General features: G+C 71.1%; 13 protein-coding genes and 1 tRNA gene. 6 read left to right on the forward strand and 8 right to left on the reverse strand.

Annotated features, from left to right (window positions below; genetic code table 11):
* Positions 1-8: 8 nt before the first annotated feature.
* The 7 genes from ACTMTU_RS20825 to galU all read right to left on the reverse strand — a co-directional run bounded on the left by ACTMTU_RS20825 (position 9) and on the right by galU (position 5,436).
* Positions 9-82: transfer RNA gene (locus tag ACTMTU_RS20825), tRNA-Ala, on the reverse strand.
* Positions 83-239: 157 nt separating this feature from the next.
* Entirely contained in the window at positions 240-1,355 is a 1,116-nt protein-coding gene (sepX, locus tag ACTMTU_RS20830; RefSeq protein WP_441265007.1) for a divisome protein SepX/GlpR, read from the reverse strand.
* A gap of 137 nt (positions 1,356-1,492) precedes the next feature.
* The gene (locus ACTMTU_RS20835) at positions 1,493-2,122 is read right to left on the reverse strand and encodes a GNAT family N-acetyltransferase (protein WP_356618506.1); all 630 of its coding nucleotides are present in this window, start codon (positions 2,120-2,122) and stop codon (positions 1,493-1,495) included.
* Positions 2,119-2,625 carry a MogA/MoaB family molybdenum cofactor biosynthesis protein gene (locus ACTMTU_RS20840; protein ID WP_441265008.1) on the reverse strand — a complete coding sequence of 169 codons (507 nt, stop codon included), beginning with the start codon at positions 2,623-2,625 and terminating at the stop codon, positions 2,119-2,121. The genes ACTMTU_RS20835 and ACTMTU_RS20840 overlap by 4 nt, the downstream gene beginning before the upstream one ends.
* Positions 2,622-3,131, reverse strand: a complete 510-nt coding sequence (moaC, locus tag ACTMTU_RS20845) for a cyclic pyranopterin monophosphate synthase MoaC (protein WP_441265009.1) — start codon at positions 3,129-3,131, stop codon at positions 2,622-2,624. Before moaC ends, ACTMTU_RS20840 begins: the two co-directional genes overlap by 4 nt.
* Positions 3,132-3,203: 72 nt before the next feature.
* Complete coding sequence (gene glp / locus ACTMTU_RS20850; protein ID WP_441265010.1) at positions 3,204-4,505, reverse strand: molybdotransferase-like divisome protein Glp; 1,302 nt, start codon at positions 4,503-4,505, stop codon at positions 3,204-3,206.
* A gap of 4 nt (positions 4,506-4,509) precedes the next feature.
* The gene (gene galU, locus ACTMTU_RS20855; RefSeq protein WP_441265011.1) at positions 4,510-5,436 is read right to left on the reverse strand and encodes a UTP--glucose-1-phosphate uridylyltransferase GalU; all 927 of its coding nucleotides are present in this window, start codon (positions 5,434-5,436) and stop codon (positions 4,510-4,512) included.
* Positions 5,437-5,530: 94 nt separating this feature from the next.
* On the opposite strand from galU, the gene ACTMTU_RS20860 reads away from it, so the two are divergent.
* Positions 5,531-6,148, forward strand: coding sequence for a 5-formyltetrahydrofolate cyclo-ligase (locus ACTMTU_RS20860; protein WP_441265012.1), 618 nt, complete (start codon positions 5,531-5,533; stop codon positions 6,146-6,148).
* Here ACTMTU_RS20860 and ACTMTU_RS20865 read toward each other — a convergent pair.
* Entirely contained in the window at positions 6,114-8,912 is a 2,799-nt protein-coding gene (locus ACTMTU_RS20865; RefSeq protein WP_441265013.1) for a penicillin acylase family protein, read from the reverse strand. The two genes, ACTMTU_RS20860 and ACTMTU_RS20865, sit on opposite strands and share 35 nt — an antisense overlap.
* Positions 8,913-9,128: 216 nt before the next feature.
* Between ACTMTU_RS20865 and ACTMTU_RS20870 the strand changes: the two genes are divergently transcribed.
* From ACTMTU_RS20870 to ACTMTU_RS20890, 5 genes are all read left to right on the forward strand, one after another.
* Positions 9,129-10,640 (forward strand): potassium/proton antiporter, encoded by a 1,512-nt coding sequence (locus ACTMTU_RS20870; RefSeq protein WP_441265205.1) that lies wholly within the window; start codon positions 9,129-9,131, stop codon positions 10,638-10,640.
* Between the two features lie 285 nt (positions 10,641-10,925).
* Entirely contained in the window at positions 10,926-12,197 is a 1,272-nt protein-coding gene (locus tag ACTMTU_RS20875) for an MFS transporter (RefSeq protein ID WP_441265014.1), read from the forward strand.
* Between the two features lie 68 nt (positions 12,198-12,265).
* A complete protein-coding gene (locus tag ACTMTU_RS20880; RefSeq protein ID WP_441265015.1) occupies positions 12,266-12,592 on the forward strand; it encodes an FmdB family zinc ribbon protein in 327 nt (108 codons plus the stop codon).
* An 81-nt stretch (positions 12,593-12,673) separates the two neighbouring features.
* Positions 12,674-13,537, forward strand: a complete 864-nt coding sequence (locus ACTMTU_RS20885) for an S-methyl-5'-thioadenosine phosphorylase (protein WP_441265016.1) — start codon at positions 12,674-12,676, stop codon at positions 13,535-13,537.
* Positions 13,538-13,948: 411 nt separating this feature from the next.
* Positions 13,949-14,524 (forward strand): hypothetical protein, encoded by a 576-nt coding sequence (locus ACTMTU_RS20890; RefSeq protein WP_441265017.1) that lies wholly within the window; start codon positions 13,949-13,951, stop codon positions 14,522-14,524.
* Positions 14,525-14,609 lie beyond the last annotated feature (85 nt).

Raw genomic sequence — 14,609 nt, forward strand, 5'->3', positions numbered from 1 at the left:
AGCTGCGGTGGACCTGTGGGGATTTGAACCCCAGACCCCCTCGATGCGAACGAGGTGCGCTACCAGACTGCGCCACAGGCCCTTGCAACGAGTGAAACTCTAGCATCCCGATCGGGGTGCTTGGAAATCCGTTCCCCGCTGGTCGTCCCGCCGGTCTTCTTGCTGGTCACGGACGACGCCCGGGGGCGCTGCCGGTCGTTTCGGCAGCGCCCCCGGGCGGTCTCGTTCCGCATGCGTCGTCACTCGTTGGCGGCGCGCGGCCGGTCCTCGTCCGCGTACTGGTCGAAGAGCGGTGTGCGGCCCCGGTCGCGGGCGCGGCGGGACGGGGAGGGGGTGCGGCGGCCCGGCGCGGCGCCGGCTTCCGGGTCCGGTGTCTCGCGCGGGGCGGGCGCCGGCTCGGCCACCGAGGAGCGGGCGGCGCTCCAGGTCTCCGGGTCGCTGACGTCGACGCCGCTCGACGCGCGCGGCGCGACCGGAGCGGTGACGTACGTGGGCAGCGGGACCGGCACCGGCTCCCAGCTGTCGCCGGTCACGGGGCCACGCTGGCGCTGCTGGTCCACCCATTCCGCGTGATCGGTCTGCTCGACCAGCGCGCGGCGGCCCGCCTCCTGCGGGGAGAGCTTCGGCGCCGGCTCCGGCTCGGCGTCCTCGGCCTGCTCCATGGGCTCCCCGGGCTCGGCCGCGGCCGTCGCCGGCTGGTGGCGGCGCGGGCGGTTCTCGCGCAGCCGCTGCGCCGCCGCCTCCGCCCGCCGCCGGTCCATGGTGAACGCGAAGCGCCGCCGCTCCTGGGCGCGCATCTGCACGATGTAGGCACTGAGGAGCACGGCCGGCAGGGCGGGCGCCCACAGGAGCCCCAGTCCGCCGACCGCGGCGACCACCGCGCCGAGGGTGAAGGCGAGGAAGAGGACGATGGTCGTCCGTCTGCGCCGGGCAAGGACCTTGCTGCGCCGCGCGCGCTCGGCGGCCGCGGCACGGTCGGACCGGCGGCGTGGGGCGGGGCGCCGGGCGGCGGTCCGGCCGGCGGGCCGGTCCGTCTCCTGCTCGGCGTCCTCGGACACGTCCCGGCGGACTTCGGTGCGGGGCGCGGCGAAGGCCCGGACGTCCACGGAACTCAAACGGTCCGTGTCAGCGTCCGGGTCCACGTCGTGCTCGGGCTGCTCAGCGGTGCGTTCCCGCAGCTCCTTGGCGTACCGGCGCTCCATCGCCGCTCGTCCGGACAGCAGCCGGATGGCGGTGGAGAAGCGTTCCGTCGGACGGGCTTCGTTCAGCTCGTCCTGCCTGCGGAGCCACATCGGCACCAAGTAGGCGGCCCAGGCCCCGACGATGACTGCGTAGATGAGGCCGCTGCTGCTCACGCAACACACCGTAGAGGGATTTGCACAAGGGCATCCGCCAATTGGCCCGGTGTGTCGCACGATCTGGCTGATATCACGGACCTTTTTTTGTGATTGTTCAGATCGGTTCATGGCTACCGCTGACCAATTTCGAACACTTATTTTATTTCCCGGGCGGTTCCGGGTCGTGCCTGGTGCCAGCGGTTGAGCAGCCCGTCCGGCACCTCCTCGGCCGTCAGCGCGAACACCAGGTGATCCCGCCAGGCGCCGTCGATGTGGAGATAACGGGGCCGCAGGCCCTCTTCACGGAATCCGAGTTTCTCCACCACGCGGCGGCTCGGCCCGTTCTCGGGCCGAATGCAGACCTCGATGCGGTGCAGACCGACCGAACGGAAACAGTGGTCGACGGCCAGGGCGACAGCCGTCGGCATGACTCCGCGGCCGGCGATGCTCCGGTCGACCCAGTAGCCGACATGCCCGGAGCACATCGAGCCCCAGGTGATCCCGGCCACGGTCAGCTGACCGACGAGCCTGCCCTGGTACTCGATCACGAACGGCAGCATCCGGCCCGCGTTCGCCTCCGCGCGCAGATGGCGGACCATCTGCCGGTACGTCGGCCGCTGGATGAGCGGCCCGCCCGGTGCCGGGGGCGGGATCGTCGCCTCCCAGGGACGCAGCCAGTCGCGGTTGCGCCGGTTGACCTCACGCCAGGTGCGCTGGTCCCGCAGCTTTATGGGGCGGAGGGTGATGTCACCGTCCACCAGGACGACCGGCCAGCTGACGCTCATGACGGTCTGGGATGGTCGCCGCCGCGCAACTGGTCGACGGCATGGCGCAGGATCTGCTCAAGCACCGCGAGCCCGTCCCGCACGCCCCCGGTGGAGCCGGGCAGGTTGACGATCAGGGTGCGGCCGGCGACGCCGGCGACGCCGCGCGAGAGCACGGCGGTGGGCACCTTCTCGCGCCCGTACGCGCGGATCGCCTCCGGGATGCCGGGGACCTCGTGGTCGAGCAGGGCGCGGGTCACTTCGGGCGTGCGGTCGGTGGGCGAGACGCCCGTGCCGCCGGTGGTGACGATGACGTCGTACCGGTCGGCCACTCCGTCGCGCAGCGCCTCGCCGACCGGGTCTCCGTCGGGGACGACCCTCGGGCCGTCCACGGCGAAGCCCATCGCGGTGAGCTTCTCGGCGATGAGCGGGCCGCCGGTGTCCTCGTACACCCCGGCCGCCGCCCGGTTGGAGGCGGTGACCACGAGCGCGCGGTACGGGGCCGTGGCGTGGGAGACGGTCATGCGTGCGCTCCTTCTGCTCCCTCGTGCCCCTCGCGGGTCCAGTCGCCGGACTTGCCGCCCGTCTTCTCCTCGACGCGGATGTCGGTGATCACCGCCGCCTTGTCGACGGCCTTGACCATGTCCACGACCGTGAGAGCGGCGACGGAGACCGCCGCGAGCGCCTCCATCTCCACGCCCGTGCGGTCCGTCGTCTTCACAGTGGCGGCGATCTCCACCGCGTCGTCGGCGATGAGAAGGTCGAGCTTCACACCGGAGACGGCGAGGGGGTGGCAGAGCGGGATCAGGTCGGGAGTGCGCTTCGCGCCCATGATCCCGGCGATCCGTGCCGTGGCGAGCGCGTCTCCCTTGGGGACGCCCTCCCCGCGCAGCAACTCCACGACGTACGGCGAGACCAGGACGCGGCCGGTGGCACGTGCGGTGCGGGCGGTGACGTCCTTCCCGGATACGTCGACCATGCGGGCCGCCCCCGCCTCGTCGATGTGCGTCAGCCTGCCTTGCGTACTCATGTGCGCCTGTGCTCCCGGTCCGGTCCCGTCAGGGCCTGTGTGGTCAGACACGGTACCGCCACAGGGGGCCGGTCAGCCCAGGAGGACCACGCCGACCTCCGTGCCGGGCTCCACCGAGGTGTCGGACTCCGGGACGACGATCAGGCAGTCGGCGTGGGCGAGCGCCGCGATCAGATGGGAGCCCGAGCCGCCGACGGGGGTGACGCTGCCGGCCTCCGCGTCGTACCTGCCGCGGAGGAACTGGCGCTTCCCGGCCGGGGAGCCGATGGCCCTGTCGGCCTTGAGCACGGCCCGCGCGGTGGGGCGGTGCACGTCCGGCAGGCCCATGAGCGCGCGGATCGCGGGCCGGACGAACAACTCGAAGGAGACATAGGAAGACACCGGGTTGCCGGGCAGGGCCAGCAGCGGTGTGTGCTCGGGGCCGATGGAGCCGAAGCCCTGCGGCTTGCCCGGCTGCATCGCGAGCCTGCGGAAGTCGATCCCGCTGCCGGGCACGTCCTCGTCGCCGACCGAGGAGAGCGCCTCCTTGACCACGTCGTACGCTCCGACGCTGACGCCGCCCGTGGTGACCAGCAGGTCGGCGCGGATCAGCTGGTCCTCGATGGTGGCGCGCAGGATATCCGCGTCGTCGGTGACCGCACCGACCCGGTAGGAGATCGCGCCCGCGTCCCGCGCGGCGGCGGCGAGGGCGAAGCTGTTGGAGTCGTAGATGCTGCCCTCGGTCAACTCCTCGCCGGGCTGGACCAGTTCACTGCCGGTCGACAGAACCACCACGCGGGGCCGGGGGCGGACCCGCACCGTGCCGCGGCCGATGGCGGCGAGCAGGCCGATCTGGGGCGGGCCGAGGACCGTGCCGGCCGCGAGGGCAAGGTCGCCGGCCTGCACGTCGCTGCCCCGGGCACGCACATGCGCACGCTCCTCGACGGGCCGGTGGACGCGGACCTCGCCGCTCGCTCCCGCCGGGTCCTCTCCGGCGGGGCGCATCGTCTGAGCCGCTCCCCCGCCGGTGCCGCCGTCGGTCCACTCCACGGGGACCACGGCCTGCGCGCCGGGCGGCAGCGGAGCTCCGGTCATGATCCGGGCGGCCTGGCCGGGGCCGACAGTGGGCAGGCCGCCGCTGCCGGCGGCCACGTCCCCGATGACGGTCAGGACGGCGGGGAACTCCTGCGTGGCGCCCGCGACATCCGCGACGCGGACCGCGTACCCGTCCATGGAGCTGTTGTCGAACGGTGGCAGCGCGACAGGGACGGTGACGTCCTCCACAAGGACACAGCCCTGAGCGTCCGGCAGCTGAAGCTCGATCGGGTCGAGCGGGCGGATCGCGGCGAGGATGTCCTCGAGGTGGTCGTCCACCGACCAGGTCGTGCTGCTCACGGTCCTACATCTCCTCGTTCACAAAACTGCGAAGCCAGTCCCGGAACTCCGGGCCCAGGTCTTCACGTTCGCACGCGAGTCTGACAATGGCACGCAGATAGTCGCCGCGGTCACCGGTGTCGTAGCGGCGGCCCTTGAAGATCACTCCGTGGACCGGGCCACCGGGGCTCGACTCCGTGGCGGCGGCGGACTGGTCCGCCTCCGTGAGCTTCTGGAGAGCGTCGGTGAGCTGGATCTCGCCGCCGCGGCCCGGCTCCGTCTCCCGCAGTACGCCGAAGACGGCGGGGTCGAGGACGTAGCGGCCGATGATCGCCAGGTTGCTGGGCGCGTCCGCGGTCTCCGGCTTCTCCACCAGGTCGGTGATCTTGACGACGTCGCTGTCACCGGTGGGCTTCACGGCGGCGCAGCCGTAGAGGTGGATCTGGGCCGGGTCGACCTCCATCAGCGCGATGACGCTGCCGCCCTCGCGCTCCTGGACCTCGACCATGCGGGCGAGCAGGGGGTCGCGCGGATCGATCAGGTCGTCGCCGAGGAGGACCGCGAAGGGCTGGTCGCCGACGTGCGGCTCGGCGCACAGGACGGCGTGACCGAGGCCGCGCGGGTCGCCCTGACGCACGTAGTGCATCGTCGCCAGGTCGCTGGACTCCTGGACCCTCGCGAGCCTGCCGGCGTCGCCCTTGCGGGACAGCGCCTCCTCGAGCTCGTAGTTGCGGTCGAAGTGGTCCTCGAGCGGACGCTTGTTGCGTCCTGTGATCATCAGTACGTCGGAGAGGCCGGCCGAGACGGCCTCCTCGACCACGTACTGGATCGCCGGCTTGTCGACCACAGGCAGCATCTCTTTGGGCGTGGCTTTCGTGGCAGGCAGGAACCGGGTGCCGAGGCCTGCGGCTGGGATGACAGCCTTGCTGATCCTGGGGTGCGACTGAGTCATGCGCAGCACCATATCCGCTGAGTATGGGCGGAAGATGATACTCCGGTTAACTTCGTCCTCACAAAGACGTGTACAACGCATTTACGGGTGGGCAATGAACGCCGACATGTCGGAAAAGAGCGTGCTGCGGGCCGAACTGCTCGGCGCACGACGGCTCCTGTCCACAGAGGACGTGACAGAGACCGCCGCGGTTCTCGCACGGCACGCTCTGCGGCTCCCCGAGCTCGCCGGCGCCGGCACCGTCGCCGCCTACGTGTCCGTCGGGCGCGAGCCCGGTACACACGCGCTGCTCGACGCGCTGCTCGCCCGAGGAGTACGCGTCCTGCTGCCCGTGCTGCTGGACGACAACGACCTGGACTGGGGGGTGTACCGGGGCGCCGGTCACCTGCGGCGCGCCGGGCGGGGGCTCTTGGAGCCGGACGGGGAACGGCTCGGTCCGGACGCGGTGCTCACGGCCGACGCCGTACTGCTGCCCGGGCTCGCCGTGGACGCCCGGGGCATGCGGCTCGGGCGCGGCGGCGGTTCGTACGACCGTGTCCTCGCCCGTCTCGCAGCCGCTGGCGCGGACCCGGCGCTCGTGGTGCTCCTGCACGCGAACGAGGTGGTCACGCAGGTCCCGGTGGAACCGCACGACCACCCCGTTCACGCGGTGGTGACGCCCGACGGCGTCATCCGGTTCACGGGACGGAGAAGCCCGGAGGAACGAGCGTGAGCGTGTCGGCGGTGCCGGCCGAAACCGCCTCCGCGCTGTAGGCCCAGTCCAGCAGCTCTCCATCGGCCCACAAGTCGGTCTGGTCGGTGTAGTGCGCGTTGTACGCGTGGCCCGAGGCACCGGTGAGGTTGATCCACCGGGACTCGTCCCACTCGCCGACGTTGACCACCATCCGCATCGAGGGCACCCACACGACCTCGTAACCGCCCGCCGCGTTCCAGCCTGTGGCGTTCACCGCGGCCTCGCCGCCGCCGAGGTTCCACGGGCCGCGGTTGAGCATAGTCTGCAGGAAGCCCGGGCCGTCGGTGCCGAGCGTCTGGTTCTTCAGGGTGAGCTGGTGCAGGCGGCCCCAGCTCCAGCTGGAGGCGTCCTTGCCCAGCCGGGCCGTCAGCTCCCAGCGGGCGTCCGCCATCGCACGGCCGAGCAGCTCGTCACGGCTGTCGGTCGCCTGCTCCGTACGCGTCCGGGGCGACTGCCACCAGGTGTTGTCCTCGTCCTTCAGCAGCCGTCGCACCACCTCGAACCAGCGGTCGCCGCCGTCGGGCTGGGCCGAGTCGGGGTCACGCTGGCCGCACTCGCGCACCCGCTCCTCGAGGTCGTCGTCCGGGGCCGTGCTGTCGGCGGGCCGGACGCTGAGGCACTCGCCCTCGACGCGCAGCTCCTTGGGGAGCTTGTTGCCGAACGCCAGCTTGAGGACGTTGCGCCACACCGCGTTGAAGTAGGCGGCGGCACCGGAGTCCGGTTCCTGGGTGTAGTCCCAGCCCTCGAGCAGCTTCTGCGCCTCGCGGACGTACGGGTCGGAGATGTCGATCTTCAGCAGGTAGGGCGTGAGCAGCTTCGCGATCTCGCTGCTGTTGTCCGTCTGCATGGTGCGCATGTCTTCGGTCGAGATCTTGCCGCCGCCCTGGATCTTCGACTCGATGAGGTCGTTGATCCGCTGGCTCCGTGCGCCGTAGCCGTAGTCCTTGGTGATCAGGTACGGGTACTTCTCCGCGTCGATGACGGCCTGGTTGGCGGTGACGATGTAGCCGCGGTCGGGGTTGTACTCGTAGGGCAGCTCGTCGAAGGGGATGTAGTCGGTCCACTTGTACGCCGGGTCCCAGCCGGGCGCGGGGGTGGAGCCGTCACCCTGGGCGCGGACCGGGATCCGGCCGGGGGCCTGGTAGCCGATGTTGCCCTTGGTGTCGGCGTAGACCAGGTTCTGCGAGGGGACCTCGAACTTCTGCGAAGCCGTGCGGAAGCTCTGGAAGTCCTTGGCCCGGTTGAGCTCGAAGACGGCGTCCATGGTCCTGCCCGGCTGGAGGGCGGTCCACTGGAGGGCGACTCCGTAGCCGGTTGCGCGGTCGGGCGCGGCGTTGGACACGGGCGCCTTCTGGCCGACCTTCTCCAGCTCTTCACTGCGGTCGGAGACCAGGGGGCCGTGCCCGGTGGAGCGGACCGTGATCGTCTTGCTGGCGCCGCCCGCGACCTTGATGACCTCCTTGCGGGTGGTCAGCTGCTTCTCCTCGTCGCCGACGAGGTAGCTGTCGCCGGCGAGCTTCTCGAGATAGAGGTCGGTGACGTCGGCGCCGAGATTGGTGAAGCCCCAGGCGATGTCCTGGTTGTGGCCGATTATCACGCCGGGCATTCCGGAGAAGGTGTAGCCCGCGACGTCGTAGCGGCACTTCTCGGAGGCCTCACGGCAGTGCAGGCCCATCTGGTACCAGAGCGAGGGCAGCTGGGGCGCGAGGTGCGGGTCGTTGGCCAGCAGGGGCTTGCCCGTGGTCGTGTACTCGCCGTCGACCACCCAGGAGTTGGACCCGATGCCGTTGCCGCTGGGGCCGAGGAGAGCGGGGACCGCGTCGAGGGCGTCGGAGAGCGCGGCGAGCTGAGAGCTCGCTCCCGAGGCCGCGTCCGCGTCACCGCCGGCGGTGCCGTCGCCGGTGCCGCCGGTTCCCGTGCCGTCACCCGTGTTTGCGCCGGTGGAGCCGTCCTCGAGGTCGGAGGGCTTGGCCGCCGGGTCGAACTTCCCGGTGACCTGACTGATGCCGCCCTCCTGCACGATCGGCTTGTTGCGCTCGAACGGATAGGACGGGTAGAGGTCCTTGATCTGCTTCTCGCTCAGCCTGCTGGTCAGCAGGGAGCGGTCGATCTCGTCCTCCATGTTCCCGCGCAGGTCCCAGGCCATCGCCTTGAGCCAGGCCACCGAGTCGACCGGCGACCACGGCTCGGGCTTGTAGTCGTTGGTGAAGGACAGCGCCGCGTACTCGACCGAGATCTCCTCGGCGGAGCGCCCCTTGAGGTACGCGTTGACGCCTTCCGAATAGGCCTGGAGGAACTTCTTCGTCTCCGCGGAGAGCTTGGTGTCGTACTCCTGCTGGGCGACGTGGCGCCAGCCGAGCGTGCGGAGGAACGCGTCCGTCCCGACCTGTCCGGAGCCGAACATCTCCGAGAGCCGGCCGGCGGTCATGTGCCGGCGGACGTCCATCTCCCAGAAGCGGTCCTGCGCCTGGACGAAGCCCTGGGCGCGGAAGAGGTCCTCGTCGGTGTCCGCGTAGATCTGCGGGATGCCGTGGTCGTCCCGCTTGACCTCGACCTTGCCGCCGAGCCCTTCGAGTTGGATCGACCCGGTGGTCTGCGGGAAGGAGGCACGCACCGTACTGATGCTCCAGTACGCCCCGTAGCCGACGCCCGCCACGAGGGCCAGCACCAGGACGAGCACGAGCAGACGGGCGCGTCGCCCCTTCTTCTTCTTGGGGGAAGAGGCGGTTGTGTTGGCGGGCATCGCTGTCCTTCGAGGGGCAGGGTGGTCCTGGGAATGCTGAGGCAACTCTAGGCGCAGCGCCCGACCGGCCCGGACGCGGTATCCACAAGGCACCCTCGTCCACAGACAAACAGATCATCACACCGTCAAGGAAGCGTTAAAGATTAGGTAAGGTAACGAAGTGTCGCCCGCCGGTACGAGGATCCGGCCGCAAGGCGCGAGGGGAAGGATCGGCCACTGACTGTCCACCAGCTCAACGAACTCCTGCTCATCTGCTCGCTCGTCCTGCTCGTCGCCGTGGCGGCTGTGCGCGTGTCCTCGCGCAGCGGCCTTCCCAGCCTGCTGCTGTATCTCGGCATCGGGATCGCCATCGGCCGGGACGGCCTGCTCGACGTCCAGTTCCATGACGCCGAACTGACGCAGGTCATCGGCTACGGCGCCCTCGTGGTGATCCTGGCCGAAGGTGGACTCGGCACGAAGTGGAAAGAGATCAGGCCCGCGTTGCCCGCGGCCGCCGCACTGTCGACGGTCGGGGTCGCGGTGAGCGTCGGCGTCACCGCCGCCGCCGCCCACTACCTGGTGGGACTCCCGTGGCAGCAGGCCCTGATCGTCGGCGCGGTCGTCTCGTCGACCGACGCCGCCGCGGTCTTCTCCGTACTGCGGAAGGTGCCGCTGCCTTCCCGGGTGACCGGAGCCCTCGAGGCGGAGTCCGGCTTCAACGACGCACCCGTGGTGATCCTGGTGGTGGCGTTCTCCACGACCGGACCGATCGACGCCTGGTACATGCTGATCGGCGAGATCGCGCTGGAGCTGGCGATCGGCGCGGTCATCGGACTCGCGACCGGCTGGCTCGGCGCGTACACCCTCCGGCACGTGGCTCTGCCCGCCTCCGGTCTCTACCCGATCGCCGTCCTGGCGATCGCGGTCATGGCGTACGCGGCCGGCGCCATGGCGCACGGCAGCGGCTTCCTCGCCGTCTATCTCGCCTCGATGGTCCTCGGCAACGCCAAACTGCCGCACGCCCCGGCCAATCGCGGTTTCGCAGAGGGGCTCGGCTGGCTGGCCCAGATCGGCATGTTCGTCCTGCTCGGCCTGCTGGTGACGCCGCACGAGCTGCTCCGCGACTTCTGGCCCGCGGTGATCGTCGGCCTGATGCTGACCGCGGTCGCGCGCCCGGTCGGAGTCTTCGTCAGTCTGCTGCCGTTCCGTATCCCGTGGCAGGAACAGGTGCTGATGTCGTGGGCCGGTCTCCGCGGCGCCGTGCCCATTATTTTCGCGACGATCCCCATGGTCGCGGGAGTCGAAGGCAACGACCGGATCTTCAACATCGTCTTCGTCCTGGTGGTCGTCTACACGCTGGTACAGGGGCCGACCCTGCCCTGGCTCGCGAAGCGGCTGCGGCTCGGCGACTCCTCGGAGGCCGCCGACCTCGGCATCGAGTCCGCGCCCCTGGAGCGGCTGCGCGGGCACCTGCTCTCGGTCGCCGTCCCCGATGGGTCGAAGATGCACGGCGTGGAGGTCGCGGAGCTGCGGCTGCCGTCCGGCTCCGCCGTCACCCTCGTGGTCCGCGACGGCAAGAGCTTCGTACCGCTGCCCTCGACGGTGCTGCGGCACGGCGACGAGCTTCTCGTGGTGGCGACCGACCCCGTGCGGGACGCCGCGGAGCGGCGCCTGCGGGCGGTCGCCCAGGGCGGAAAGCTCGCGGGCTGGCTGGGCACAGGGGGCGGCGCACGCCGCCGGCACCTGTGACCGGCGGGGCCGGATCAGCGGGTAAACCGTTGACCGCTCCGTGAATCACAGGAATACATGAGGTGATCCCTGCCATTTCCCAGGATGCGGCAGGGAAAGTCCCTGTACCATGAAGGCACACTGATCGACCAACTCTGCCTGACGCAGAGCTGGCGCGACCGTATGGCGGCCGCGGAGTCCCTCGCTGTGGGCCCCGGTATCTACCGCAGTTCCGCGCAAGAGGACAGCTCTCGGCGGCTCCCGACACCCAGGGGAGCGCTACCAGGCGGCAGAAAGGCAAGGACCGTGGAGTCCACGGTCGCTTCTGGCAAGCGTCCTGGTTACGGGCAGCTGCTCCGTACCGCAGGTGCTTGGACATTCCTGCTCCCCGGGTTCGCCGCCCGGCAGCCCTTCGCGATGCTCACCATCGGCATCGTGCTGCTCGTCCAGCACACCACCGGCTCGTACGGCAGCGCAGGCGCCGTCGCAGCCGTCACCGGCGTGTCCATGGCGCTGTTCGCGCCGCAGAGCGGCAAGCTCGCCGATCGCTTCGGCCAGCGCGCCGTGCTGGTCCCCGGCGTGCTCGTGCACACCGTTTCAGGTGCGGCGCTCACCGTGCTGGCCCTCACCGGCGCCCCCCTGTGGGCGCTGTTCGCCGCGGCCGTGCCGACCGGCGCCTCCGTTCCTCAGGTCGGCCCGATGGTGCGGGCCCGCTGGGCCGCGCGCCTCCAGGGCTCGCCGCTGATGTCGACGGCCGCGGCCTTCGAGTCCGTGACGGACGAGTTCACTTTCGTGGTGGGACCCGTCCTCGCCACCGCACTGTGCACCGGGGTCCACCCGGCGGCCGGTCTGATCGCCGAGTCCGCGCTCACCCTGGCCGGCGGACTGCTGTTCGCCGCCCAGCGCCGCACCCAGCCCGCCCACGGCCACTCCCTCTCCGACTCCCGGGCCGAGCGCACTTCCGCGCTGTCCGTGCCCGGCGTGCGGGTCCTGGCGGTGGCCTTCCTCGGCATCGGCTCCGTCTTCGGGGGCATGCAGGTCTCGCTGACCGCGTTCACCGAGGAGATCGGGCAGCCCGGTATGAACGGTCTGCTGTACGGCCTCTTCGCCGCCGGCAACATGCTGGCCGGCGTCGCCGTCGGCGCCATCGCCTGGAAGACCGGGCCGCGCCGCCGGCTGGTGCTGGGCTACGCGGGTCTCACCCTTGCCGCGTCCGTCCTCTGGACGGCCCATTCCGTGGTGCTGCTGGGGGCGCTGGGCCTGATCGTCGGCCTGTTCATCGCCCCCGCGCTGATCACCGGCTACACCCTCGTCGACTCGCTCGTACCGGCCTCCGCCCGCACCGAGGCCTTCACCTGGCTGACGGGCGCGGTGGCGCTGGGCCAGGCAGCCGCCGTGACGGTGGCCGGACAACTGGCCGACGAGCACGGCGCGAGCGCCGGATTCGCCGTGCCGCTGGTGGGCACCGCGCTCGCGCTGATCACCCTTGTGACACTGCGTTCGCGTCTCACGCCGCGTACCTCCGGACGGGTCGCGGCGCGTGGGATCGGTCACCGAGTGCCGGTGACGGTGGACTGATTCCGCGGAATACGTCACTATGGATCGTCGTTAGCACTCATCGAGTGAGAGTGCCAGGAGGAAGACAAGTGCCGACCTACCAGTACCAGTGCACCGAATGCGGCGAGGGCCTCGAGGCGGTGCAGAAGTTCACCGATGACGCCCTGACCGTATGCCCCAGCTGTGACGGACGCCTGAAGAAGGTGTTCTCAGCGGTCGGCATCGTCTTCAAGGGTTCCGGCTTCTACCGCAACGACAGCCGCGGCTCGTCGTCGAGCAGCTCACCCGCGTCGACCTCCTCGTCGTCGACGGGCACGAAGTCCTCGTCGGACACGAAGGCGTCGACCCCTGCCGCCTCTTCGACGGCTTCCTCTTCGTCTTCCAGCACGTCGAGCGCCTCCGGCTCCGCAGCCTGATTCCGACGTTTCCGAGACCCCGCCCGGCACATGACCACGGCGGGGTTCTTGGCATGTGCGCCTGCGGCTACTGTGATCGCCATGGCGACCAAGTCGAACGCAAGCGAAGCGGCCGGACCGGCGGAGATCGGTGTGATCGGCGGCTCGGGCTTCTACTCCTTCCTGGAGGACGTCACCGAGATCGAGGTCGAGACCCCTTACGGTCCGCCCAGCGACTCCCTGTTCATCGGTGACGTCGCCGGACGGCGGGTCGCCTTCCTGCCCCGTCACGGGCGGGGCCACCACCTGCCGCCGCACCGCATCAACTACCGGGCCAACCTCTGGGCACTGCGTTCCGTCGGCGTCCGACAGGTGCTCGGCCCGTGCGCGGTCGGGGGCCTGGTGCCCGAGTACGGCCCCGGCACGCTGCTCGTGCCCGACCAGTTCGTGGACCGCACGAAGGCACGGGCGCAGACCTACTTCGACGGCCTGCCGCTGCCCGACCGGACCGTCCCCAACGTGGTGCACGTGTCGCCCGCCGATCCGTACTGCCCGCGGGGGCGCAGGATCGTGCTGGACGCGGCCCGCGGACGCGACTGGGAGCCGGTGGACGGCGGGACGCTGGTGGTCGTCGAGGGGCCCCGCTTCTCGACCCGGGCCGAGTCCCGGTGGCACGCGGCGATGGGCTGGTCGGTGGTCGGCATGACCGGGCATCCCGAGGCCGTCCTCGCCAGGGAGCTCGAGCTCTGCTACACGTCGATCACACTGGTCACCGATCTGGACGCCGGCGCCGAAGCGGGCGAAGGCGTCTCGCACGAAGAGGTGCTGAAGGTGTTCGCGGCCAATGTCGACCGGCTGCGGACGGTCCTGTTCGACGCGGTGGCGGGTCTGCCGTCGAACGACGAGCGCGACTGCGCGTGCGGCGACGCGCTGGCGGGGATGGACCCGGGCATCCCGCTGCCGTAGCGCGGGGTGCTCGCTCGCGGGACAGGGCTGGGCGGTCGATCGCGGGCCGGCCTTCGTGGTCGCGTCGCGGGACTGCCGGATCGCGGCGCGCGCCGGGCTTCGTAGTTGCGTCGCGGGACTGCGAGGTCGCTGGATACTCGCTCGCGGGGCACGGCTGCGCGGTCGATCGCGGGACCGGGCTTCGTGGTGGAGCCGCTGGGCGCGTGGTCGCGTCGCGGCCGCAGATCTCGGCGGGGCTGCGAGATCTCGGGGCGGGGCGCTCGCGCTCGGACGCCCTTTCCGGTGAGCGACTTGTCCACATACATCGCACTGTCCACAGGCTCCGGCGGGCCTGCGCCGCAACGTGGATCGTGATGAGCGGTCGGTCACGGGCGCAGGGCCCGGGCCACTCCTCGCGACAGGCGGTGCGACATGTCCTTCGCTCACTCCTCCCCTCCCTCCTCTCCCGCGCCGGAGCCCCTGGGCGTACCGCCGTTCGCGCCGCTGCGGGTCCGCGGCGGGGCGCAGCGGCTTCGCCGGGCGTTGTGGCGGCAGCGGCGAACCATGGCCGCGGGCCTGGCGGTGACGGCCGCGGCGCTCGCCGCGTCGACGGCCCGGGGAGCGGACGTCACGGGCGGGCCGGCGCAGGAGGGCCGGGGCGGTCCGGGCGCCGGCGTGCCTGCTGCCGCGTCCCCGGCACGTGAACCGCGTCCTGCCACCGAGCTGGTGTCCGCGCCCGTGCGCATCGCTGACGCCGCGACGGTGCGGCTCCTGCGGCCCGGGGACCGCGTCGACGTCATCGCGGCCGCCGACCCTCCTACGGCCGGAGGCGAGGGGGCGGTTGCGGCGAAGGTCGTGGCATCGGGGGCCCGGGTGACCGAGGTTCCGGCCGGGACGGAGGACTCCGCGGACGGCGGCGCCCTCGTCGTGCTCTCCGTACCGCGCGCCACGGCGGCGGAGCTGGCGGGCGCCGGTGCGACCTCCCGCTTGGTGGTGACGGTGTGCTGACTCGCACTGACGTAGCCCCGGGCAACTCCATGGCGGCTGCGGATTGGACAAGGAGACCGGGCGCTGCCGTAAGTTGCCGAGCCGT

It is taken from the genome of Streptomyces sp. OZ13 (assembly GCF_052068155.1).
In the GTDB taxonomy this organism is placed as follows: Bacteria; Actinomycetota; Actinomycetes; order Streptomycetales; family Streptomycetaceae; genus Streptomyces.

Coding starts and splice junctions, on each gene's coding strand:
- ACTMTU_RS20835 (WP_356618506.1), bottom strand. CDS start 2,122: ATGAGCGTCAGCTGGCCGGTCGTCCTGGTGGACGGTGACATCACCCTC.
- ACTMTU_RS20840 (WP_441265008.1), bottom strand. CDS start 2,625: ATGACCGTCTCCCACGCCACGGCCCCGTACCGCGCGCTCGTGGTCACC.
- moaC (WP_441265009.1), bottom strand. CDS start 3,131: ATGAGTACGCAAGGCAGGCTGACGCACATCGACGAGGCGGGGGCGGCC.
- galU (WP_441265011.1), bottom strand. CDS start 5,436: ATGACTCAGTCGCACCCCAGGATCAGCAAGGCTGTCATCCCAGCCGCA.
- ACTMTU_RS20860 (WP_441265012.1), top strand. CDS start 5,531: ATGAACGCCGACATGTCGGAAAAGAGCGTGCTGCGGGCCGAACTGCTC.
- ACTMTU_RS20865 (WP_441265013.1), bottom strand. CDS start 8,912: ATGCCCGCCAACACAACCGCCTCTTCCCCCAAGAAGAAGAAGGGGCGA.
- ACTMTU_RS20885 (WP_441265016.1), top strand. CDS start 12,674: ATGGCGACCAAGTCGAACGCAAGCGAAGCGGCCGGACCGGCGGAGATC.
- ACTMTU_RS20890 (WP_441265017.1), top strand. CDS start 13,949: ATGTCCTTCGCTCACTCCTCCCCTCCCTCCTCTCCCGCGCCGGAGCCC.